General features: G+C 72.4%; 24 protein-coding genes. 11 read left to right on the forward strand and 13 right to left on the reverse strand.

Going from position 1 to position 20,571, the window contains the following annotated elements; translation table 11 throughout:
• Positions 1 to 71: 71 nt before the first annotated feature.
• Genes ABZ945_RS20215 through deoC form a run of 3 tightly spaced genes read right to left on the reverse strand, consistent with a single transcriptional unit; the run spans position 72 to position 3,431 of the window.
• The gene (locus ABZ945_RS20215; protein ID WP_361271134.1) at positions 72 to 968 is read right to left on the reverse strand and encodes an aldehyde dehydrogenase family protein; all 897 of its coding nucleotides are present in this window, start codon (positions 966 to 968) and stop codon (positions 72 to 74) included.
• Positions 961 to 2,439 (reverse strand): aldehyde dehydrogenase family protein, encoded by a 1,479-nt coding sequence (locus tag ABZ945_RS20220; protein ID WP_361271137.1) that lies wholly within the window; start codon positions 2,437 to 2,439, stop codon positions 961 to 963. The genes ABZ945_RS20215 and ABZ945_RS20220 overlap by 8 nt, the downstream gene beginning before the upstream one ends.
• Positions 2,440 to 2,444: 5 nt before the next feature.
• A complete protein-coding gene (gene deoC / locus ABZ945_RS20225; RefSeq protein ID WP_361271321.1) occupies positions 2,445 to 3,431 on the reverse strand; it encodes a deoxyribose-phosphate aldolase in 987 nt (328 codons plus the stop codon).
• 190 nt (positions 3,432 to 3,621) lie between these two features.
• Between deoC and ABZ945_RS20230 the strand changes: the two genes are divergently transcribed.
• A complete protein-coding gene (locus ABZ945_RS20230) occupies positions 3,622 to 4,314 on the forward strand; it encodes a PH domain-containing protein (RefSeq protein WP_361271140.1) in 693 nt (230 codons plus the stop codon).
• Positions 4,315 to 4,334: 20 nt separating this feature from the next.
• Here ABZ945_RS20230 and ABZ945_RS20235 read toward each other — a convergent pair whose 3' ends face one another.
• The 3 genes from ABZ945_RS20235 to ABZ945_RS20245 form a co-directional block, all read right to left on the reverse strand.
• Entirely contained in the window at positions 4,335 to 5,456 is a 1,122-nt protein-coding gene (locus tag ABZ945_RS20235; RefSeq protein WP_361271323.1) for a hypothetical protein, read from the reverse strand.
• A gap of 277 nt (positions 5,457 to 5,733) precedes the next feature.
• The gene (locus tag ABZ945_RS20240; protein WP_361271143.1) at positions 5,734 to 6,279 is read right to left on the reverse strand and encodes a hypothetical protein; all 546 of its coding nucleotides are present in this window, start codon (positions 6,277 to 6,279) and stop codon (positions 5,734 to 5,736) included.
• A 133-nt stretch (positions 6,280 to 6,412) separates the two neighbouring features.
• Positions 6,413 to 6,982: a PadR family transcriptional regulator gene (locus ABZ945_RS20245; protein WP_361271145.1), complete on the reverse strand. Its 570-nt coding sequence runs from the start codon at positions 6,980 to 6,982 to the stop codon at positions 6,413 to 6,415.
• Between the two features lie 121 nt (positions 6,983 to 7,103).
• Between ABZ945_RS20245 and ABZ945_RS20250 the strand changes: the two genes are divergently transcribed.
• Positions 7,104 to 7,550: a nuclear transport factor 2 family protein gene (locus ABZ945_RS20250; RefSeq protein WP_361271148.1), complete on the forward strand. Its 447-nt coding sequence runs from the start codon at positions 7,104 to 7,106 to the stop codon at positions 7,548 to 7,550.
• 18 nt (positions 7,551 to 7,568) lie between these two features.
• Here the strand turns inward: ABZ945_RS20250 and ABZ945_RS20255 are convergent, their stop codons facing one another.
• A complete protein-coding gene (locus ABZ945_RS20255) occupies positions 7,569 to 8,510 on the reverse strand; it encodes a helix-turn-helix domain-containing protein (protein WP_361271151.1) in 942 nt (313 codons plus the stop codon).
• A 219-nt stretch (positions 8,511 to 8,729) separates the two neighbouring features.
• On the opposite strand from ABZ945_RS20255, the gene ABZ945_RS20260 reads away from it, so the two are divergent.
• Genes ABZ945_RS20260 through ABZ945_RS20270 form a run of 3 tightly spaced genes read left to right on the forward strand, consistent with a single transcriptional unit; the run spans position 8,730 to position 10,309 of the window.
• Positions 8,730 to 9,434, forward strand: a complete 705-nt coding sequence (locus ABZ945_RS20260; protein ID WP_361271153.1) for a DJ-1/PfpI family protein — start codon at positions 8,730 to 8,732, stop codon at positions 9,432 to 9,434.
• 30 nt (positions 9,435 to 9,464) lie between these two features.
• Positions 9,465 to 9,782, forward strand: a complete 318-nt coding sequence (locus ABZ945_RS20265) for a hypothetical protein (protein ID WP_361271156.1) — start codon at positions 9,465 to 9,467, stop codon at positions 9,780 to 9,782.
• Positions 9,779 to 10,309 carry a hypothetical protein gene (locus tag ABZ945_RS20270; RefSeq protein ID WP_361271158.1) on the forward strand — a complete coding sequence of 177 codons (531 nt, stop codon included), beginning with the start codon at positions 9,779 to 9,781 and terminating at the stop codon, positions 10,307 to 10,309. The genes ABZ945_RS20265 and ABZ945_RS20270 overlap by 4 nt, the downstream gene beginning before the upstream one ends.
• Positions 10,310 to 10,334: 25 nt before the next feature.
• Here the strand turns inward: ABZ945_RS20270 and ABZ945_RS20275 are convergent, their stop codons facing one another.
• Together ABZ945_RS20275 and ABZ945_RS20280 are read right to left on the reverse strand one after the other, a co-directional pair.
• On the reverse strand, positions 10,335 to 10,631 hold the full coding sequence (locus ABZ945_RS20275; RefSeq protein WP_361271161.1) for a DUF397 domain-containing protein: 297 nt from the start codon (positions 10,629 to 10,631) through the stop codon (positions 10,335 to 10,337).
• Positions 10,628 to 11,413 carry a helix-turn-helix transcriptional regulator gene (locus tag ABZ945_RS20280; protein WP_361271326.1) on the reverse strand — a complete coding sequence of 262 codons (786 nt, stop codon included), beginning with the start codon at positions 11,411 to 11,413 and terminating at the stop codon, positions 10,628 to 10,630. The genes ABZ945_RS20275 and ABZ945_RS20280 overlap by 4 nt, the downstream gene beginning before the upstream one ends.
• A 297-nt stretch (positions 11,414 to 11,710) precedes the next feature.
• Between ABZ945_RS20280 and ABZ945_RS20285 the strand changes: the two genes are divergently transcribed.
• The 5 genes from ABZ945_RS20285 (at position 11,711) to ABZ945_RS20305 (ending at position 14,353) form a co-directional block, all read left to right on the forward strand.
• Complete coding sequence (locus ABZ945_RS20285; RefSeq protein WP_361271163.1) at positions 11,711 to 11,920, forward strand: hypothetical protein; 210 nt, start codon at positions 11,711 to 11,713, stop codon at positions 11,918 to 11,920.
• A 4-nt stretch (positions 11,921 to 11,924) separates the two neighbouring features.
• Positions 11,925 to 12,452 carry a DUF6879 family protein gene (locus tag ABZ945_RS20290; protein ID WP_361271166.1) on the forward strand — a complete coding sequence of 176 codons (528 nt, stop codon included), beginning with the start codon at positions 11,925 to 11,927 and terminating at the stop codon, positions 12,450 to 12,452.
• On the forward strand, positions 12,449 to 13,285 hold the full coding sequence (locus ABZ945_RS20295; RefSeq protein WP_361271169.1) for a helix-turn-helix transcriptional regulator: 837 nt from the start codon (positions 12,449 to 12,451) through the stop codon (positions 13,283 to 13,285). The genes ABZ945_RS20290 and ABZ945_RS20295 overlap by 4 nt, the downstream gene beginning before the upstream one ends.
• An 86-nt stretch (positions 13,286 to 13,371) precedes the next feature.
• Positions 13,372 to 13,578, forward strand: a complete 207-nt coding sequence (locus tag ABZ945_RS20300) for a hypothetical protein (protein WP_361271172.1) — start codon at positions 13,372 to 13,374, stop codon at positions 13,576 to 13,578.
• Positions 13,579 to 13,912: 334 nt separating this feature from the next.
• Positions 13,913 to 14,353: a hypothetical protein gene (locus tag ABZ945_RS20305; RefSeq protein WP_361271175.1), complete on the forward strand. Its 441-nt coding sequence runs from the start codon at positions 13,913 to 13,915 to the stop codon at positions 14,351 to 14,353.
• A 4-nt stretch (positions 14,354 to 14,357) separates the two neighbouring features.
• On the opposite strand, the gene ABZ945_RS20310 is transcribed toward ABZ945_RS20305, so the two are convergent.
• On the reverse strand, positions 14,358 to 15,122 hold the full coding sequence (locus ABZ945_RS20310; protein WP_361271178.1) for a nucleotidyltransferase domain-containing protein: 765 nt from the start codon (positions 15,120 to 15,122) through the stop codon (positions 14,358 to 14,360).
• 48 nt (positions 15,123 to 15,170) lie between these two features.
• A complete protein-coding gene (locus tag ABZ945_RS20315) occupies positions 15,171 to 16,223 on the reverse strand; it encodes an NAD(P)-dependent alcohol dehydrogenase (RefSeq protein WP_361271180.1) in 1,053 nt (350 codons plus the stop codon).
• Positions 16,224 to 16,320: 97 nt separating this feature from the next.
• Between ABZ945_RS20315 and ABZ945_RS20320 the strand changes: the two genes are divergently transcribed.
• Entirely contained in the window at positions 16,321 to 16,914 is a 594-nt protein-coding gene (locus ABZ945_RS20320; RefSeq protein WP_361271182.1) for a TetR family transcriptional regulator, read from the forward strand.
• Positions 16,915 to 16,944: 30 nt separating this feature from the next.
• Here ABZ945_RS20320 and ABZ945_RS20325 read toward each other — a convergent pair whose 3' ends face one another.
• Positions 16,945 to 20,109, reverse strand: coding sequence for a trypsin-like peptidase domain-containing protein (locus ABZ945_RS20325; protein WP_361271184.1), 3,165 nt, complete (start codon positions 20,107 to 20,109; stop codon positions 16,945 to 16,947).
• A 23-nt stretch (positions 20,110 to 20,132) separates the two neighbouring features.
• On the reverse strand, positions 20,133 to 20,492 hold the full coding sequence (locus ABZ945_RS20330) for a trypco2 family protein (RefSeq protein ID WP_361271187.1): 360 nt from the start codon (positions 20,490 to 20,492) through the stop codon (positions 20,133 to 20,135).
• Positions 20,493 to 20,571: the final 79 nt, after the last annotated feature.

The following is a 20,571-nucleotide window of genomic DNA, read 5'->3' on the forward strand; positions in this document are numbered from 1 at the left end:
GGCCCCGGCTCCCCCGGACGGAGGGGAGCACGGGGCCGTCGGCGTCCAGCCGCGTCCCTGGCGGACCAGGGTCAGTACGCGGAGCCGGACGCGCCCAGGGAGCCGGTCGGGTGCCAGACCGTCTTGGTCTCCAGGAAGGCGGTCAGCCGGGTCAGCCCCGGGTCGGCCGCAAAGTCCGAAGCCGTCTCCTCGGGGCGCAGCACCCGCTTGAGGTTGTCCGCCGCGGCGACTTCCAGCTCGTAGGCCAGCTCCGGGTCCGCGCCGGTCAGGTCGATGGCGTTGACGTCCTGGTGCGCGGCGAGCGGGGCGCCGAGCTCCGCCGTCAGCCCCGACAGCACGTTGACGACCCCGCCCGGCAGGTCGGAGGTGGCCAGCACCTCGCCGAGCGAGAGCGCCGGCAGCGGGGCCCGCTCGGAGGCCACGACCACCGCGGTGTTGCCGGTGGCGATGACCGGGGCGATCACCGACACCAGGCCCAGGAAGGACGACTCCTGGGGGGCGAGCACCGCGACCACGCCGGTCGGCTCGGGGGTGGAGAGGTTGAAGTACGGCCCGGCGACCGGGTTGGCCCCGCCCACCAGCTGGGCGATCTTGTCGGTCCACCCGGCGTACCAGACCCAGCGGTCCACGGCGGCCTCGACCACCAGCGCGGCCTCGGACGTGGACAGCCCCTCGGCCTGCGCCACCTCGCGGGCGAACTGGTCCTTGCGGCCCTCCAGCATCTCGGCCACGCGGTAGAGCACCTGGCCGCGGTTGTACGCGGTCGCGCCCGACCAGCCGCCGAACGCCTTGCGGGCCGCCACGACCGCGTCACGCGCGTCCTTGCGGGACGACAGCGGGACGTTCGCCAGCCACTGGTCCTTTGCGTCTGCCACCTCGTACACCCGGCCGCTCTCGCTCCGCGGGAACTTGCCCCCGACGTACAGCTTGTAGGTCTTCAGGACGCTCAGACGGGAAGACTCAGACATCGAGGTACGCCTCCAGGCCGTGGCGGCCGCCCTCGCGGCCGAAGCCCGACTCCTTGTAACCGCCGAACGGCGAGGTCGGGTCGAACTTGTTGAACGTGTTGGCCCAGACGACGCCCGCGCGCAGCTTGTTCGCCACGGCGAGGATGCGGGAGCCCTTCTCGGTCCAGATGCCGGCCGACAGGCCGTACTGGCTGTTGTTGGCCTTGGCGACGGCCTCGTCCGGCGTACGGAAGCTCAGCACCGACAGCACCGGGCCGAAGATCTCGTCCCGGGCGATGGTGTGCGCCTGGGTGACCCCGGTGAACAGCGTCGGCGCGAACCAGTAGCCGGCGCTGGGCAGTTCGCACTCCGGCGACCAGCGCTCGGCGCCCTCCGCCTCACCGGTGTCGGCCAACGCGGTGATCCGGGCCAGCTGCTCGGCGGAGTTGATCGCGCCGATGTCGGTGTTCTTGTCCAGCGGGTCGCCGAGCCGCATCGTGGTCAGCCGGCGCTTGAGCGCGTCCAGCAGCTCGTCCTGGATGGACTCCTGGACGAGCAGCCGGGAGCCGGCGCAGCAGACCTGGCCCTGGTTGAAGAAGATGCCGGTGACGATGCCCTCGACGGCCTGGTCGATGGGGGCGTCGTCGAAGACGATGTTGGCGCCCTTGCCGCCCAGCTCCAGGGTGACCTTCTTGCGGGTGCCGGCCACCTGGCGGGCGATCGCCTTGCCGACGGCGGTCGAGCCGGTGAAGGCGACCTTGTCCACGCCCTCGTGCGCGACCAGCGCGGCGCCGGCGTCCCCGTAGCCCGGCAGGATGTTGACGACACCCTTGGGCAGCCCGGCCTGGCGGCAGATGTCGGCGAAGAACAGCGCGGAGAGCGGGGTGGTCTCGGCGGGCTTGAGCACCACCGTGTTGCCGGCCGCGAGCGCCGGGGCGATCTTCCAGGCCAGCATCAGCAGCGGGAAGTTCCACGGGATGACCTGGCCGGCCACACCCAGCGGGCGCGGGTCGCGGCCGTAGCCGGCGTGGTCCAGCTTGTCGGCCCAGCCCGCGTAGTAGAAGAAGTGCGCGGCGACCAGCGGGAGGTCCGCGTCGCGGGTCTCCTTGATCGGCTTGCCGTTGTCCAGGGTCTCCAGGACGGCCAGCTCACGGGAGCGCTCCTGGATGATCCGGGCGATCCGGAACAGGTACTTGGCGCGCTCGGCGCCCGGCAGCGCGGACCACTTCCCGAACGCCCGGCGGGCGGCGGCCACCGCGCGGTCCACGTCCTCCTCGCCCGCCTGGGCGACCTCGGACAGCACCTCCTCCGTCGACGGGGAGACGGTCTTGAAGACCTTGCCGCCGGCCGCCTCGGTGAACTCGCCGTCGATGAACAGGCCGTAGGACGGCGCGATGTCGACGACCGAGCGGGACTCGGGCGCGGGCGCGTACTCGAACGCGGGCGCCTTCCCGGGCGCGGACGCGGACGCGGTGTCGAATGCGGATGCCATGGTGATCAGTCCACCGTCACATAGTCGGGACCGGAGTAACGTCCGGTGGCCAGCTTCTGCCGCTGCATCAGCAGATCGTTGAGGAGGCTGGAGGCGCCGAAGCGGAACCAGTGGTTATCCAGCCAGTCCTGCCCGGCCGTCTCGTTGACCAGGACGAGGAACTTCACCGCGTCCTTGGTGGAGCGGATGCCGCCGGCCGGCTTCACCCCCACCTGTACCCCGGTCTGGGCGCGGAAGTCGCGCACCGCCTCCAGCATGAGCAGGGTGTTGGAGGGGGTGGCGTTGACCGCGACCTTGCCGGTCGAGGTCTTGATGAAGTCCGCTCCGGCGATCATGCCGAGCCAGGAGGCGCGGCGGATGTTGTCGTACGTGGAGAGCTCGCCGGTCTCGAAGATCACCTTCAGCCGGGCGGCGCCGGACGCCTCCTTCACGGCGCGGATCTCCTCGTAGACCTTCAGATAGTGCCCCGCGAGGAACGCCCCGCGGTCGATCACCATGTCGATCTCGTCCGCCCCGGCGGCCACCGCGTCCCGGGTGTCGGCCAGCTTCACATCGAGCGCGGCGCGCCCGGCCGGGAAGGCGGTGGCCACCGAGGCCACCTTCACATCGGACCCGGCGAGCACGGTCTTGGCGGTGGCGACCATGTCCGGGTAGACGCAGACCGCGGCGGTACGCGGGGTGGTGCGGTCGGTCGGGTCGGGGTTGACCGCCTTGCCGGCGAGCGCCCGGACCTTGCCGGGGGTGTCCGCTCCTTCCAGCGTGGTCAGGTCGATCATCGAGATCGCCAGGTCGATGGCGTACGCCTTGGCGGTGGTCTTGATCGAACGGGTTCCGAGCGAGGCGGCGCGCGCCTCCAGGCCGACGGCGTCCACACCCGGCAGCCCGTGCAGGAAGCGGCGCAGGGTGCTGTCGGACGCGGTCACGTCGGCGAACGCGGCGAGGGTGGCGGCACCACCCTGCCCGGGCGGGGGCGAGAGCTGAGGGGAGGGCATGGTCACCAGACCAGCATATCTACGCGCGTAGCAGCCTGTACAGCCCCGGGTGCGTGCCCGGCGGCCCGACGGTCCGGGCGGGGACCGGCGATTCCCCGCGCCCCGTTTCCCCGCGCCCCGCTCTCGGCTCGCGCCGGTCCGGGCCCGGGTCGCCGGGGGCGCACGGGGAGCGTGAGGCACAATCGGGCCCATGACGAGCCCCACCCCGAGCCCCGAGCAGCCCAGCGAGCCGAAGTACGCCGACCGGGCCTACCGTTCGCCGATGGGCATCGCGGGCGGAGTGCTGCTGCTGGTGCTGGCGCTCTGGCTGGGCGGGGACGCCCTGCTGCGCGGCGACGGCGCGCGGGTGCGCTGGGTGGCGGTGGCCGGGCTGCTGCTGGTGGTGCCGCTGATCATCGCCTTCACCCTGCGGCCCGCCGTCTTCGCGGGCGCCGACCGGCTCCGCGTACGCAACCCGTTCCGCACCATCGTGCTGCCCTGGACCTCGGTGGCCGAGATCCGCGCCGGGTACTCCACCGAGGCGGTGAGCACCGCCGGCACGGTGTACCAGCTGTGGGCCGTCCCGGTGTCGCTGCGCAAGCGCAAGCAGGCCAACCGCCGCCGGATCCGGGCCGAGGCCGCCGAGCGCCGCCAGTCCGGGGCCGACACCGACCCCGACCTGCGCCGCTCCGCCCGCCCCACCCCCGCCCACCCCACCTCCGCCGGCCCCGACTCCCACCACGCCCCCGGCGACCAGGTCGTGAAGGACCTGAACCGGCTGGCCGAGGAGGGCGCCATCCGCCCCACCGCCAAGGGCGAGCCGGTGGTCCGCTGGGCGTACGAGGTGATCGCCCCGGCCGTCGTCGGCGCGATCGCCCTCGCGGTCCTGCTCGCCACCGGCTGACCGGTCCGTACACCAGCCGGTTACGGCGGCCCCGCCCACACCAGCAGCATGTAGCCGCCCAGCCAGGCCGAGCAGGCACCGGCACCGGTCAGCACCAGCACGGTGACCGCCGGCCGGGCCCGGGCCAGCGCCGTGGCCACTGGCAGCAGCAGCGGAAAGCCCGGCAGCAGGAAGCGGGCGCGGGGGAAGTACACCCCGCCGCTGCCCAACACCACCAGCAGCAGCACCCCGCAGAACACCAGCAGGACGGGCGGCTGCCGGTCGGCCACACAGAGCGCGTACAGCCCCGTGGACAGCACCAGCACCGCCGACACCGCCACCAGGAACAGCTGCGGGGTCCGGTCGTACGCCAGCAGCTCCCGTAGCTCCCGCAGGGTGTGCGCCCCGCCGTCCCACTCGTTGCGCCAGAGCCACTGCACCGCGAAGTAGCCGTCCCAGCGGCCCAGCCGCGCCCCCACCCACCCCACGTACCCGAGCCACCCCAGCGGCGCCACCAGCGCCCCTCTCCATCCCCGGCCCCCGTCCCGTACCGCCGCCGCGATCCCGGCCGCCGTGACCGCCACCGCCAGCGCGATCCCGGTGGGCCGGGTCAGCCCGGCGGCCACCGCGAGGCCCGCCGCCCAGCCCCACCGCCCGCCCAGCACCGCGTACAGCGACCAGGCCGCCAGCGCCGTGAACAGCGACTCCGTGTACCCCATCCACTGCACGGCCCCCACCGGCAGGGCGCCCCACAGCACCGCCAGCACCGTGCCCGTGCGCCGCCCGTGCAGCCGGTCGCCGACCGCGAACACCCCCCAGGCCGCGACCAGCGAGCAGCACCCCGCCAGCACCAGCCCCACCGAAGCCGCCGACCCCGGCGCAACGGTGCTCAATCCCCTGATCAGCGCCGGATACAGCGGAAAGAACGCCAGGTTGTTGGCGTCCATCGCCGTCCCCAGCCGGTCCGTGTACCCATGGGCGGCGATGTCCAGATACCAGCGGGAGTCCCAGGAGGTGGCGAGCGCGGGCCACACCCCGTGCCCCTTCAGCCGCGCCCACCGGGCCAGCACCAGCAGCGCGAACAGCCGGACCGCCAGATAGCCGAGGAGCGCCGGGGCGGCATACCCGAGCGCCGCCCCCACGGCCCGCCCCCGCCGCCGCATTCCGCCGGACCCGGGCGGGGAGCGGCGGGACGCGGGCACGGTAGGCGGTCGGGCGGTGATCACCGGCGGCACGGCGGCGCTCCAGGGGCTGTTGACTCGGCCCGAGACCGGGGACCCTGCCTGGAGCCGCCCGGCACTCGGTGCCCGGCTCGGGCTCGGCCGGGTCACCGGCTCACCCTGCGCACGGGCCCCGCCCCCACCCGGCGCCCTGCGCCCCATGCCGTACCAGGTTCACCCGCACGGGGGAGGGGCCGCCGGGCGGCTCACGCCCAGCGAATCAGCCAGGATCCGGCTGCTGCCATACCCGGGGCCAACCGCCGGACGGCGGAGGTGGCCCCGTGATCCCGAGATCGCGTCGGGCACAGGCGTAGAACTCGTCTCGCGCCTGGCTGATCCGGCCTTCCGCCCGGGCCCATCCGGCGACGTCTTCCCGCACCCCGCGCGCGTACAGTTCAAGGTTCCAGACGGCTTCGTGCCACGCGCGCGCCGCCGCGATGGTCTTGGCGTCTCCCACCAGAAGTACCGCTTCCCACTCGGACGCTCGCTTCGACTCGGCCTCGGCGAGCAGGATCAGCCCGTCGTCCGGTTCCAGCGGGTCCACGACGTTCTCAAAGCCGCGGGCCGCCCCGATACGTTGAGCGATCCGTATCTGGGCCTTCAGGGTGTTCGCGTAGGTCATATAGGTGTGGAACCGCTGCTCGTCCCACCGTTCCGCTCTCGCCCGTTGCCATCGGCTCCGCTCGGTGAGGCTGGCCGCGACATAGGAGCCGAGAGCTCCGACCACCACACCGATGAGAGCCGGCAACTGCTCCCCCAACGCCATCGATCCCCTCCCGCAGCAATGGCAGTGGGGACCACGGTGTCATGATCGGACCTCCCTGGACAGGTGTACCCCGGCCCCAACTCGGGACCGGCACCCCGCTGCGACCAGGTCGCCGATCAAGGGCCCCGCGCAATCAACTGTCCGCGCGAGCGCCCGCCCTCTCCCTCAGCACCGCGATGGTCGTCCGGCACCAGTCGCGGTTGCCCCGCTCGAAGGCCAGACCGCGCAGACAGGTCAGATACGGGCCGAGGGGCTCACCATCCCGCAGGAACTCCTCCTCCGTGCGCGAGCCGCGCATACGCTCCAGCAACTCCTCGAACAGCTCGACCTTGCCCTGGGCGAAGTCGGCGCGCTCGGCGAGCTGGGCGATCAGGGCGCCGGTGTCCACATGGTCGGCGCCCTGCACCTTCACCAGCAGATCGTCCCGTACGAAGGAGGGCTTGGCGGACGCGGCGGTGAACCGCTCCACTTCCGCCAGCCCCTCGGCGGTGACGAGGAAAACCCGCTTGTTGGGCCGGCCTTCCTGGACGACCTCCCGCCCGCTGATCAGCCCGTCCCCCTCCAGCCGGGTGAGCTCCGCGTAGAGCTGCTGCGGCTGGGCGTGCCAGAAGTTGGCCACGCCCAGGTCGAAGGACTTGGCCAGCTGGTAGCCGCTGAGCTCGCCACCGAGCAGCGCGGCCAGCACCGCGTGCCGCAACGCCATCAGACCCCTCCTCCCCTCCCGCACCGTTTCCCGCCATGGGTCTTGCCCCGGCCCACCCCGCCAGGATAGTACTCATGAAATTGACTAGTCACTTTCATGAGTAAGAGACAGGAGAGCCTTCATGACCGTCCCCAGCACCGCGGACCGCTTTCGCCACGCAGTCGAGACCCGCGATCTGTCCGCGCTGGACGAATTGTTCACCGACGACATCCGCCTCTACAGCCCGGTGAAGTTCCGCCCCTTCGAGGGCAAGCCGATGGTGCTGGGCCTCTTCGGCGTCCTGCTGCGGATCTTCGAGGACTTCCGCTACGTCGGCGACCACACCGGCACCGCCCAGACCAGCATCGACGGCACCGAGGCCCCGTCGGCCGTACTGCTCTTCCGCACCACCGTCGCAGGCAAGCAGATCCACGGCATCGACCTGCTGCACTTCGACGAGGAGGAGGGAGACGCCCGGATCAAGGAGTTCACGGTCATGGTCCGGCCGCAGTCCGCCGTGCACGCCCTCGGCGAGGCGGTCCTGGCGGGCCTGGTGGCCGACGGCCTGGTGCCGCCCCCCACCCCCTGAGGCCCCATCCCCCTCCCCTCAGCCGAAGGTGCGGCGGTACGCCTGCGGGCTCACCCCTGTGGTCCGCTTGAACCGGTCCCGGAAAGCCGTCGCCGAGCCGAAGCCGACCTGACCGCCGATCCGCTCCACCGAGTGGTCGGTGGTCTCCAGCAGGTGCTGCGCCTGCCGCACCCGGGCCCGGTGCAGCCACTGGAGCGGGGTGGTTCCGGTCTGCTCCCGGAAGCGGCGCATCAGCGTACGGGTGCTCATCCCGGCGTACGCGGCGATCTCCGCCAGCGTCAGCTCGCGGGCCAGGTTGGCGCGCAGCCAGTCCAGCACCGGCTCCAGCGCCGAGCCGCGCGGGGCGGCCGGGGTGTGGTCGTGCACGATGAACTGGGCCTGCCCGCCCTCCCGTTCCAGCGGCATCACGGCGAGCCGGGCCGCGTCGGCGGCCACCGCCGAGCCGTAGTCCCGCCGGATCATGTGCAGGCACAGATCCAGCCCGGCCGCCGCCCCCGCCGAGGTCAGCACCAGCCCGTTGTCGACGTACAGCACATTCGCGTCGACCTCGATCTCCGGATGGGCGGCGGCCAGGTGCGGGGCCGCGATCCAGTGCGTGGTCGCCCGCAGCCCGTCCAGCAGCCCGGCCTGGGCCAGTACGAAGGTGCCCACGCAGATCGACGCGATCCGCGTCCCCTCGGCCGCCGCCGCCCGCAGCGCCTCCAGCACGGCGGCCGAGGGCGGCTGGTCCGCGACGGCCGTCCCCGGCACGATCACGGTGTCCGCACCCCGTAGCCCCTCCAGCCCGTACGGCGCCCGCAGCGCGAAGGTCCCCGCGTCCACCTCCGGCCGCTCCGCGCACACCCGGATGCGGTAGCCGGGCCGCCCGTCCGGCAACCGGGTCCGCGAGAAGGTGTCGATGGGGGTCGCGAGGTCGAACGGGAGCACCTGGTCGAGGGCGAGTACGGCGACGGTGTGCATGGCGGGAACGTACCCCACCACCCGTTCCCCGCCAACCGCCCCACCACCTCCCCACCTCGTACCCACCCTTCCCGTCCCCTCCCATCCCCCCTTGGCAAAATCCCGTTGAAGGGTGTCGGTAGTGCCACTGGGGCGACGGCTCCGCCCTGCCTAGGGTTCACGGTGGGCCGAGAGGACAGGTCGGCCCGCCCACGACCGAACCCCACCGGGAGCTGACCCATGCCGCCCACTCCCCACCCCGACACCGCCCAGATCGTGCTGTTCGACGGCTTCGACCCACTCGACGCCGTCGCCCCCTTCGAGGTGCTGCACGCGGGCGGTATCGCCTCCGGCGGGGCGCTGACCGTGGAACTCGTCTCCGCCGAGGGCCCGCGCGAGGTGGTCAGCGGTTCGGGTGGACTGAGCCTGCGCGCCACGGCCACGCTCGACCCCGACCGCCCCGGGCTCGTCCTGGTCCCCGGTGCCTCGGGCCGTATCGCCGAGCCGGACGAGGCCCCGGACGCCGTGACGGCCCCGCGACCCGGCGGAGAACCCATCCCCGTACTCCTCGGCCGCACCCTCACCACCCCGCTGCCGGAGCTGCTCAAGGCGGCGATGGCCAACCCGGAGGTGCTGGTGGCCACCGTCTGCGGCGGCTCGGCCATCCTGGCTCTGGCCGGTCTCACCGAGGGGCGGTACGCCACCACCCACCACCAGGGCCTGGACCTGCTGGACGCCACCGGCACCCACGCCGTGACGGCCAGGGTGGTGGACGACGGCGACCTGGTCACCGGCGCCGGGGTGACCTCCGGCCTCGACCTGGCCCTGCACCTGCTGGAACGGCGGCTGGGGCCGCGTATCGCCCACGCGGTGGAGGAGCTGTTCGCCTACGAGCGACGGGGCACCGTCTGGCGCCCCACCGGCCCCGCCCCTCTCCCCTTCTGACGTCCGCCCTCCGAGCAAAGGACCCTGCCCATGACCGTCGCCGTCACCGGCACGTGGGACCTGGCCATCGCCACACCCCTCGGCACCATCCACGCCGCCGTCCACCTCCAGGAGGCGGACGGCGTCCTCACCGGCACCGCCTCCGGCGCGGGCGAGGACGTCCCGCTGCGGGACATCGTCCGCACCGGCGACCGACTCACCTGGCACCAGGCCATCACCCGCCCCCTGCGCCTCAACCTGGCCTTCGACCTCACCGCCGACGGCGACACCCTGACCGGCACCTCCAAGGCCGGCCGACTGCCCGCCTCCCGAGTGACCGGCGCCCGCCGCACCGGAGTCACCGCATGACCAAGCTGCTGCTCTCCCTGCACGTGGTGGCCGCCATCCTGGCCATCGGCCCGGTCGCCGTCGCCGCCAGCATGTTCCCGGCAGTCCTGCGCCGCACGGCCCCCGCATACGCGGCCGAAACTCCCGTGACGGCTTCCGGGGCAGCGGGTGCCGAGTCTCCCGTGACGGCGGCTGGCGAGCCTCCCGTAGGAGAGGGTGACGACCGCACCGCCACCCTCCGCCTCCTCCACCGCATCTGCCGCGTCTACACCGGCGTCGGCGTGGCCGTCCCCGTCTTCGGTTTCGCCACCGCGAGCGCCCTCGGAGTCCTGGGCAGCCCCTGGCTGATCGCCTCGATCGCGCTCACCTTCATCGCGGCGGCGATCCTCTGGGTGCTGATCCTCCCGGCCCAGGAAGCCGCCCTGGAGGGCACCGGCCCCACCGGCGGCCCCAGTCGACTCGCCATGCTGACCGGCGTGTTCAACCTGCTGTGGGTCGCCGTCACCATCCTGATGATCGTCCGCCCGGGCTCCACCACCAGCGCGTAACCCATGACGACATCCGGGCGTTGCTTCAGCTCACCGAGCGCGTGAACGCGGCCCAGGCCCCCGGCTCGACGGTGAGCATCGGGCCGGACGGGTTCTTGGAGTCCCGCACATGCACGGCGGCCGGATGCGCGGCCACCTCGACACACTGGCCGCCATCACTGCCGCTGTGGCTGGACTTCTGCCACTCATAAGCGACTTCGAGGCACTGGCCACCTTCGCTGCCGCTGTAGCTGGACTTGAACCACTCGTAGGCGACTTCGAGGCACTGACCGCCCTCGTCGCCGCTGTAGCTGGACTTGAACCACGTCAGTGCGGTGCTCATCGCTCTCCCAGAAGCCGGTCCAACAGGCTCCTTGTGTCATCCACGTCCAGGGCCTGCGTCCGCAGCATCGCATACTTCTGCAACAGGATGCTGACCTCGGTCGGATCAGTGACGAGATGGCTGCCACGCTGCGTCTCGGTGTAGCCCACCAGCTGATGATCCGGAGTCTCCAGCACCGTGAACGGCCCGTCGAGAGCGGCATGCCGGGTCTGACTCAGCGGCAGGATCTGGATGGTGACACCCGGGAGTTCGGCACAGGCTCGCAGATGCCGAATGGCCTCACGCCGGATCTCCTGCCCGCCGAAGTCACACCGCAGGATCCACTCCGCGATGACGAAGCTGATGTTCGGAGGCTGCTTCCGGTGCAGGATCTCCTGCCGCGCCAGCCGAGTCGCCGTCATCGACTCGATCTCCTCCTCACTCATCGCGGGCACCTTGTTCCGGAAGGTCTCCAGCGCATAGGCGCGGGTCTGGAGCAGCCCGGGGATGGCCTGGTTCTCGTACCACTGGATCGCGACGGCCACCTCCTCCAGGTCCATGTACTCCTCGGCCCAGGCCGGGATCAGGTCCACCTCCGGCATGTGGGCCACCGCCGTCGTCAGTGCGCCCTTGGTCTCCAGGACGTCATCGATGATCCGGGCCCAGTCCGGTTTGAGCGACCGGCGGCCCTGCTCGATGGAGGCGAGGGTGTCCAGCTCCATGCCGACCTCCTCGCTGAGCCCCCGCTGCGTGTAGCCCGCCGCCCGCCGGAACGTGCCCACCAGGGCCCCCACCAGCCGCATGGCCGACGCGTTGCGTCGCCGGTTCTGCGGTTGTCGTGACATGCGTCCGAACTCCCCCTCACACGGGCCCGGTTAAGCGTGAATCGCTCGTACAGCAGCTTTGTACGACCTCGCGCACGGCCCGACCGGGTGATGACCCGATTGCCCCACGTAAGGGTGAGGACGACCCGCCTTCTCTTCCGCCTCCGGTACGCAGACAGCGGCTCGCGCCCCGGACGGGTGACGTCCGTAGGTCCTCTGGATGCGGCAGGCCGGCGGCGCTACGGTGCTCGCCACAGCCCTCGGCAGGAGGTACACATGGCCAGACGCTTACGCACCCTCGGGACTACGTCGGATGACGGCAAGTGCCCGACCCTCTACGAGGACATCGACAGCGGCGACATCGTCGTCCAGGGATACGTACTGTCGGACCCGGACGATGTCCGGCAGATGGAGCACGTGCTGCCCGGTGAGTCCTTTGTCGTCGTGCCGCGTGAGCTGCTCACCCGCTTCGGGCCCAGGGAGTAGTGAGGTGCCGGAGTTCATCGACGACAACGATTTCGGCGGCTACTTCGAGGCCTTCGAACACACCGCCTGGCGTTTGGAGACTCGCCGGGGCTACGCCTCGGACCGGGCGAGCGAGAAGTTCCACCGTTGGTCGGAGAGCGGCGTGCTGCCTGACGACTCGCACCGCCCCTGGTGCCGGAACGTGCGACGGCAGACGGCTGCGGGCAAGCGGATCGAGCGGGTTCGGCTGGTCGACACCCCGCTCACTCCGGAGCAGCGGTACCTGTTGGCCGGTGCCAAGGCCAACAACGCCGCTGGCGAGGACATCAGGACGCTGCGGCGGGACGAGGCCGATCGACTGGGGCTTGGGAGCGAGGACTTCTGGCTCTTCGACGCTTGCCGAGCGTTGGTACTGCACTTCGACAAGGCGGACGAGTACCTCGGTGCCGAGCTGGTCACCGACCCCGCCCGTGTCGTGCGGTTCTGCCGGCTCCGGGACGCGGCCTGGCATTTCGCGAACCCGCGCGAAGCGTTGGTGACCGAAGCCGAGTGAGCACGGATTTCCAGCAGGCGCGCGAAGCCCTCGGGCTGCGGTTGCGCGGCCTGCGCACCGCGACCGGTCTGAACGGGAAGGAGTGGGCGGGACGGCTGGGATGGCAGCGTTCCAAGGTCTCGCGGTTGGAGACCGGCAAGCAGACCGCGACCGCGGACGACGTCACGGCGTGGGCAACGGCAGCCGGTGTCCCGGAGGCGGCAGACGAGCTGATCAGACGGCTGGACCGGCTGGAGACGCACTACCGCTCGTGGCGCCGACAGCTTTCCGCCGGGCACCGTGCCGTGCAGGAGCGGCACGGTGTCCAGGAGTCGCAGGCGCGGGAGATACTCGTCTTCGAGTCCGGCATCATCCCGGGGCTCGTCCAGACGCCCGAGTACGCGCGGGACGTGCTGACGGATGTATCCGCCCGGCACGGCAGTCCGGCCGACGTGGAAGAGGGCGTCACGGCCCGGATGCGTCGTCAGGAGATCCTCTATCGACCCGGTCACTCCATCCACATGGTTCTGTGGGAAGCGGCGCTCTACGCGGTGCGCTGCGAGCCACCGGCCATGGCAGCACAACTAGACCGGCTGTGCGGCCTGGTGGGTCTCGGCGCCGTGACCATCGGCATCATCCCGCTCGGGGCCCGGACCTCCTTCTCGCCCAAACACGGCTTCTGGATCATCGATGACCGTGTGGTGGTCGCCGACACCTGGTCCGCGGAACTGAGCCTGGACTCGGCCGAAGACCTGGCCCTCTACCGACGTCTGTGGACCCTGCTGCACGGCGCAGCCGTCCACGGGCACCAGGCTCACGCGCTGATCACCCGCGCACGCGGCAGCCTGACCTGAGCAACCTCTCCCATTCACCGCATCCCCGTGCGCAATCCCGCGCAATGGTGCGGTGAGCAGGGCGGACACGCCTCTACCGTCCAGCCATGGCTGAGGAACCGAACGACCCGGGCTGGTGCCACTGGCACGGCGGCCCCTCCCACAGCGCCGTACTCATCGCCGTACTGGAGGCCGGAAGCGGGCCGGGGAACGCGCTGTACGCCTGCGCCCCGTGCCGGGACGAGCGGCATCTGACGCCGTACGCCGAGAGCGCCCCGCCCTCCGACAACGCACCGCTGCCCTCCGAGGGCTGACCCGCGTACCTCCGTTACGCGCCGGAGCAGGCGCGCATGGCGTACGTCGGGCCGAAGAGCCCCCGCCCAGGCCGAATTCCCTGGCAGGACCGCGACCCGGGCGGGTTCGTGCACCACCCCACCGAAGAAGGGACAGGCACATGAACAACATCGCCCACCGCCGGGTCGTTGTCCAGGGCGACCCCGACAACACCGACATCGAGGACGGCGGCGGCTCCAACCCCACCCACGGCTGCGGCGACAGCTGAGCGCACCGCCATGCCCGCGTCCCGCTCCGGTCTGCCCGGGGCGGGACGCCCGTCGAAGGGAGACCGAGGAACGGATGAGCAGGATCATGACAGGCACCGGCCGGGTGACCGTGCTCCCGCTGCTGCACCTGTGGCCGGACCGCTACTGCGTACTCGCCTACACCGGGACCGGCGCTTTCGGCGACACCGCCGTCGTCGGCTGCGCACCCGTCCCCGGGGTTCCGGAGGTGTCGCTGTTGGACGTGGCGGCCCGGCACGAGCCGCAGCGGCTGTACGGGTCTCCGGCCGGGCGCCCGGAGTTCGCGGCGGCGTGCTGGCTGATCTGTACGGGATGGAGCGGACGCGGCACCCCGCAGCCCCGGTCCCTGGACCTGCGCGCCGCCGCCTGGGCCCTGGACACGGAGCGGACGATTGAGCTGGGGCAGACCATGTACGGCCATGACCGGCTCTGCCTCGGCCGGTTCACGCTGGTGGACGAGGCGCTGATGGGCGCCGCGGTGAAGGTGCTGCCGGACTGTGCGGGCTGACGCCCTACCCGGTGCCGGGTCCGGTGCCGGTCAGCGTGGCGCGGATGCCTCGGCGTAGGAAGGCGCGGGCCCGGGCCGCGCGGCGGAGGCGGGGCAGGGGGGTGAGGGGGTCGGGGGTGCCGTAGCGGCGGGCGCGGATGTCGTCCACCACGTCTAGCGGGGCTCCCAGGCGCGGGAGTTCGTCCAGGGCCTCGGCCTTGGTGATGAGCCGACCGTCCCGCAGGGTGACGGTGGCGCGGGCCAGGACCAGGAGGCCGAGGTCCACCCAGATGTCCTGGAGCCAGAGCTGGGGTTTGGCGGTGGCCGGGAGCCAGTAGTGGCGCAGGTCTCGGCGGATGTGGGCCGCGAGCTCCCCGGGGGTGAGCGGTGGGAGGAGGGCGGTGGGGGCCGGGCCGTGCAGGGTGAGGCCGCCGTCGAGGAGTTCGCGGCGGGATACCGGGGTGACCGGGCGGCGGAGCATCCGGGCGTGTGCCCAGGTCAGATGGTCCGTCGCGGCGTCGGAGAGGTCAGTCTTCGGTAGGTACGAGCAGTGCAGACGGGTCGCGTCCGGGTCCTCGGCGGCGAGCAGCCGGTGGAGTGTCGCCAAGCGCTCCCGCTCCTGGGCGTCCACCGGGCGCTCGACCACCGCGATCAGGTCCAGGTCGCTGCGCCCCGGCTGGAAGTCGCCGAGCGCCAGGGAGCCATGGGCCCAGACCGCCACCAACGGCACCGACCCCCGTAATTCGGAGACGAACCGGCGGAGGAGGAGGTCGGTGGATTCCGTCGTCATGGTCGTGATGGTGGCACGGGGCCCGGCTGGGCGGTATGGCGTGGGGCGTCAGTCGGGGTCGGATGCGTCCAAGTCGGAGAGGTCAAGGACGAAGCGGTAGCGGACGTCGCCCCGGTCGAGGCGGGTGAGGGCCTCGGCGACCCGGGCGGAGGGGAGGAGCTCGATATCGGCGGTGAGGGAGTGCTCGGCGGCGAAGGCCAGCATCTCGGCGGTGGCGGGGCGGCCGCCGATGCCGGAGGAGGTGAGCTTCTTGCGGCCGATGAGCAGGTCCATGACGTCGACCGAGACCTCGCCGAGGTGGCCGACGAGGTTGAGGGTGCCGTCCGGGGCGACCAGGTGCAGCAGCGGGGCGAGGTCGTGCGGGGCGGAGATGGTGTCGAGGACCAGGTCGAAGCTGCCGCGTGCCTGCTGCATGCGCTTGTCGTCGGTGGTGGGGAGCAGGTCGGCGGCGCCCAGGGCGCGGGCGTCGGCTGCCTTGCCGGGGGTGCGGCTGAGCACGGTCACCTCGGCGCCGAAGGCGGCGGCGAACTTCACCGCGAGGTGGCCGAGACCGCCGAGGCCGGCGACCGCGACCCGGCTGCCCGGGCCGACGCCCGCCGTCCGCAGGGGGTCCCAGACGGTGATGCCCGCGCACATCAGCGGGGCGGCGGCGGCCGGGTCCAGGCCCTCGGGCAGCGGATAGGCGAAGGCCTCGCGGAGCACGTACTCGCGGGTGTAGCCGCCCTGGGTGGTGGTGCCGTCGACGCGGTCGGTTCCGCCGTAGGTGAGGGTCGGGAACTCGTCGCAGTAGTTCTCCTGCCCGGCCCGGCACATCGGGCAGACCCCGCAGGAGTCCACGATCGTGCCGACCGCCACCCGGTCGCCGGGGGAGAAGCGGTGGGCCTCGGGGCCGGCGGCGGTGACCGTGCCGGTGAACTCGTGCCCGGGGACCAGCGTCCCCTGGCCGCCCATGCCGTTGATGCTGTGCAGATCGGTGTGGCAGACGCCGCAGAAGTCGACGCGTACGGCGATGTCGTCCGCGCGCAGCTCCCGGCGTTCGATCGGGACGCGCCGCAGCGCGGTGGTGCCGTCGGTGCTCTGCCAGCCGGTGGTGATCCGCATGGCTGCCTCCCAGACAGACTGTTCGGTCTATTTCTTCCAACGTAGGACAGGATGGTCGGGGAGGCAAACAGACTGGTCTGTCTGTTACGGTCGGGGTATGGCTGGCCCACCTACCTCGCCCTCCACCCAGCGGGGCGCCGCGACCCGGCGCCGCATTCTCGACGCGGCCACGGAGGAGTTCGCGCGGCACGGCATCGCCGGCGCGCGGGTGGAGCGGATCATCCAGACGGCCCGTACCAACAAGGCCCAGCTCTACGGGTACTTCGGCAGCAAGGACGGGCTGTTCGACGCCGTCGTGACCGACTCCCTGGACCGCATCACCACCGTCGTCCCGATCGACGCGGACGACCTGGCCGACTGGGCGGTCCGGCTCTACGACTCGTATCTGAGCGACCCGGACATCGTCCGCCTGGCCACCTGGATCCGGCTGGAGCGGCGGCCCGCCGGGCTCCTGGTGGACGACTCCGACCGGCTCAACGACCCCAAGACCGAGGCCATCCGCCAGGCCCAGGCCGCCGGGCGGGTCTGCCCCGGCGACCCCTTCGACCTGATGGCCCTGGTCATCGCCATGTCCTGCGCCTGGTCCCCGGTGAGCGGCGTCTACGCGGCCACCGCGGACGAGCCCGAGGCGGTGCACGACCGGCGGCGGGCTCAGCTGCGTGAGTGCGTGCGGCGCGCGATCGCGCTCTGAACGGGGCCGAGCGGGGCGCCCGCGCCCGTGCTAGTGGCCCTCCCAGTAGCCGAGGTCGACCATGAGTTGCGCATCCAGGTCCGGGATCCGCTGCAACAGCTCGGACCACCTGTCGGCGCCGGCTCGGGCGAACAGTGCCGCCTGGTCCAGGGCCGTCTGCGCGCCGAGAAAATCCTTCGTCTGCGCCCTGACCACGGCCACCCTGAACTGCGCTTCGGCGTAGTCCACGAGGAAGTAGTCGTCCTCCCCCAATACCAGGGGGCGGCCCTCCTTCTGGCGCTTCAGCCACTGCCACGCTGGCTCCCGGTACATCTCCACCACCACTTCGAACGCCTTCAGGGCCTCCCGGTAGTGCCCGTTGTCCCCCAGCCACTGGCCGAGGTCGCTCTGGACGCGTGCCCGCCATTCACCGAACCGGCCCGGCGCCTCGTCGTACAGCCGGCGGTACAGTTCGGCCGCCTCGCGGACCGCCTCGATGCCCCGGGACCACTCGTCGGTGATCACCAGAAGGTGGCCGTACATGTGCAGGGACAAGGCGAGGCCCGGCCGGTGGAGCGAGGGGTCGTCGTTTGCCAGTCCGCGGCGCACCGCCACTGCTTCCTCCGCGACCGCGAGCGCTTCCTCGACGTGACCTTCCCCGAGCAGTGCGGCGAGATCGTGGAGCGCCTGCCCCAGGGGTGGGCCGTAGGCCACCGGGTCCGCTTTGAACAGCCGGCGGTGCGTCGACACCGCCCAGCGGGAGAACTCCAGCCCCCGGGTCCTCGCTCCCATGTCCCACAGCCGGGTCGCGAGACGGCCGACCGCGTGTGCGAAGGTGGCGATCTGATGGACGTCGGGCTCCTCCTCCATGTGCCGCCCCAGGTCCATCACCGCACGTTCCAGGACCTTCAGTGCCTTTCGCTCGCGTCCTGACTTCCACAGCCGGTCGGACAGGCCGATCATCGCCACCGCGAGGTCGACCCGGTGCGCGGGCGAACGGAGCGCCAGCCGGCGCAGGACGCGCACTCCCGCGCGCGCGTCGGCCAGCGCCTCGTCGTCCTGACCCGCTGTGGCCAGATGCGCGCTTGCGAGCATCCGGGCGGAGGCCAGATCCCGGGCGGCAGCCGCTCCGCGCGCGCCGCGACCCTGCTCGGCCCGCACCAGCGCGGTGCCGAGCCTGGCGGACAGCGGAGCCGTGATGTGGGCTGTGGCGGGCAGCGCGACCATCACAGAACGCAGTGCCCGGCGGTCGAGCGTGTCCGGCGCGACCTCGGCGGTCAGCAGGGCGAGCAGGTCCCGGCTCTCCCGCACGCGATCGCTGTTGTAGTGCCCGAGGACGGCCCGGAGCAGGACGACCAGGGTTTGCGTCTGCTGCTCCGGGGTGGCGCTCGACAGCAGGGCCGGCAGGCTGAACCCGCCCTTGGCCAGGACCTCCGCGGCGTGGTACTCGGCGATACGGTCGGGCTCCGGCGAGCCGAAGTAGCGGTCGCCGCGGCTCGGATACAGAGAGGCCAGCCACCGCGCGGTGTCGGCCCGCCGGCCCGCGGGCAGGGCGTCCAGCACGGCGAGCACCGCGACGGCCTCGTTCTCGGTCGCGGCCCCGCCGAGGGCCGCCACGGCCACCGCGGCGGACAGCGCCGGGTCGGTCAGGCCCAGGTCGTAAGCCGGCGTCCGCGCACTGACCTCCCACAGCCGTTTCTCGTGCCCCAGCAGGATGTGCTCCAGCGGGGCGTCGGCGGCTGCCTCGGCCGGCTGCGGACCGCGTTGCAGCAGCGCGACCAGCGCGGCCATCTGGAGCGTCAGCACATTGCCGTACAGGGCGTCCGCCAGCGCCGCCGGCGGCTCGACCCCCGCGGCGACCGCGTCCCAGCCGCCCTGCGGAGGGTCGAGCACCCGGGGCAGCAGCCGGGCCAGATCGACCGCGGCGGCGCGGAAGGCGTCACGCCGGTCATCGGCCGACCGGCGCGCCGGCAGCAGCGGATCGAGGGGTACGACCTGGGCCAGGTCGAGCAGTTCCGCCACCTCGCGCAGCGCCTCCAGCGAACTGGTCCGCCACGCCCCGTCCGAGCGGGCGAGCAGCAGCACCCGCACCCGGTGGGGCGAGCGGTACAGCGCGGTGAGCAGTCGGCGCACCACATACGGCCGGGTCTCGGCGTAGTCCACGACCAGCAGCAGCGGCAGCGCCGTACGCAGCGGGGCGAAGTCGTCGAGGCCGCGGTCGCCGAGGTCGGAGCGGAGGTGCCCGGTGACCCAGCCGTCCTCGGCCATCATCGCGGTGAGCCGGCGGGCCAGGCGGGTCTTGCCCTGCCCGCCCGGCCCGGTCACCACCCGTACCGACAGGCCCTGCGGGCCGCTCTCGCACCAGGTGCGCAGGCCGTTCAGTTCGTCCGTGCGGCCCTGGAAGGCGACCGTCTCGGCGTGGGCGCTCAGTAGACCGACGGGGGAGCGGAAGGAGTGCTCCACGGCGGCCGGGGCGAGCAGCGGGGCGGGCTCGGCCGGTTCGAGCGCGGGCCGGCGGCCGGTGTGCTCGGCGAGCAGGGCCGAGAAGCCGGGGTCGGCCAGCAGTTCCGCGGCCGTGGTCGCGGTCAGCCGGGACCCGGCGCGGGCCTGCCGGTCGCGACGGATCACCCCGCACAGCAGGCTCCCGCCCAGACCGTCCTCGGCCAGCACCGGGGCGCCCGACATGCCCGACCAGGCGGTGCCCGCGGAGCCTTGCGTCAACGGGACGGTGGGGTCGGTGCCGGAGAGCTCGTAACGGCCGGCCAGCGAGCCGGTGCCCGGCGCGATGTGCGCCGACAACTGCTCGTCCAGCCGGCGGCCGCCCTTGATGTCCTTCTGCATGCGCGGGAACCCGAGCGCGGTGACCGGGTGCGGCCGGGTCCCGATGAGCCGGCCGTACCGCTGCGGCGGCCGGCTGAGCAGGTCGCCGAGCGACGGCGGGACCGGCCAGCCGCAGTCCTCCTCGATCTCGATCAGCGCGGCGTCCACCAGGTCGTCGGTGCGCTGCCAGCGCACGAGCGCGGGGAAGCGGGTGTCGTCGGCGTCCGGCCGGCTGACGGTGAGCGGCACGTCGGCGGCCGGGTCAGGGTCGTCCAGGACGTGGGCGGCCGTCAGCACCAGGCGCGGGGCGACCAGGTACCCCGAGCCGGCCCCCGTCATCCGCTCGCCGCCGATCAGGCACGCCACCCGGATCTGGACCCTGCGGTCGAACTCCACGTCCGCCGCCCCCGCCCGCCGGCCTACTCCGTGTCTCTGACGTCGATGTCACCGCCGCCGGGCTTGTGCGGGGTCAGCGTCACGGTGAGGGTGTGGGTGTTCGTCGCACCGCTCTCCTTGCGGCCCCCGAAGCCGATCACGCTCCAGCGCAGCCCGCCGTCGACGCCCCTGGTCCTGGTCAGCTCCATCCCGAGCTCCAGGGTGATCTCGCCCAGGGTGAAGCGCACCCCCTTGTCGGCGGCCGTGGCCGGGGCGCCCGGATCGGTGTTCCGCGCCGGCGGCCGGTCGATCAGCCGCTGGGCCTCCGCGATCTGGTCCCTGAGCAGAGTGATCGCCTGCACCAGGTCCAGCTGCTGCCCGGTCGCGCCCTCGTCGTCGGCCATGTCGAGCCCCCTCCCCGGCGCGCGGATCCCCCTGCGGCCCGCGCGTGCCCGGGGATCCTCTCCCCCCTGACGGGCGGTC

The sequence above is a fragment of the Streptomyces sp. NPDC046887 genome, assembly GCF_040644755.1.
In the GTDB taxonomy this organism is placed as follows: Bacteria; Actinomycetota; Actinomycetes; order Streptomycetales; family Streptomycetaceae; genus Streptomyces; species Streptomyces lichenis.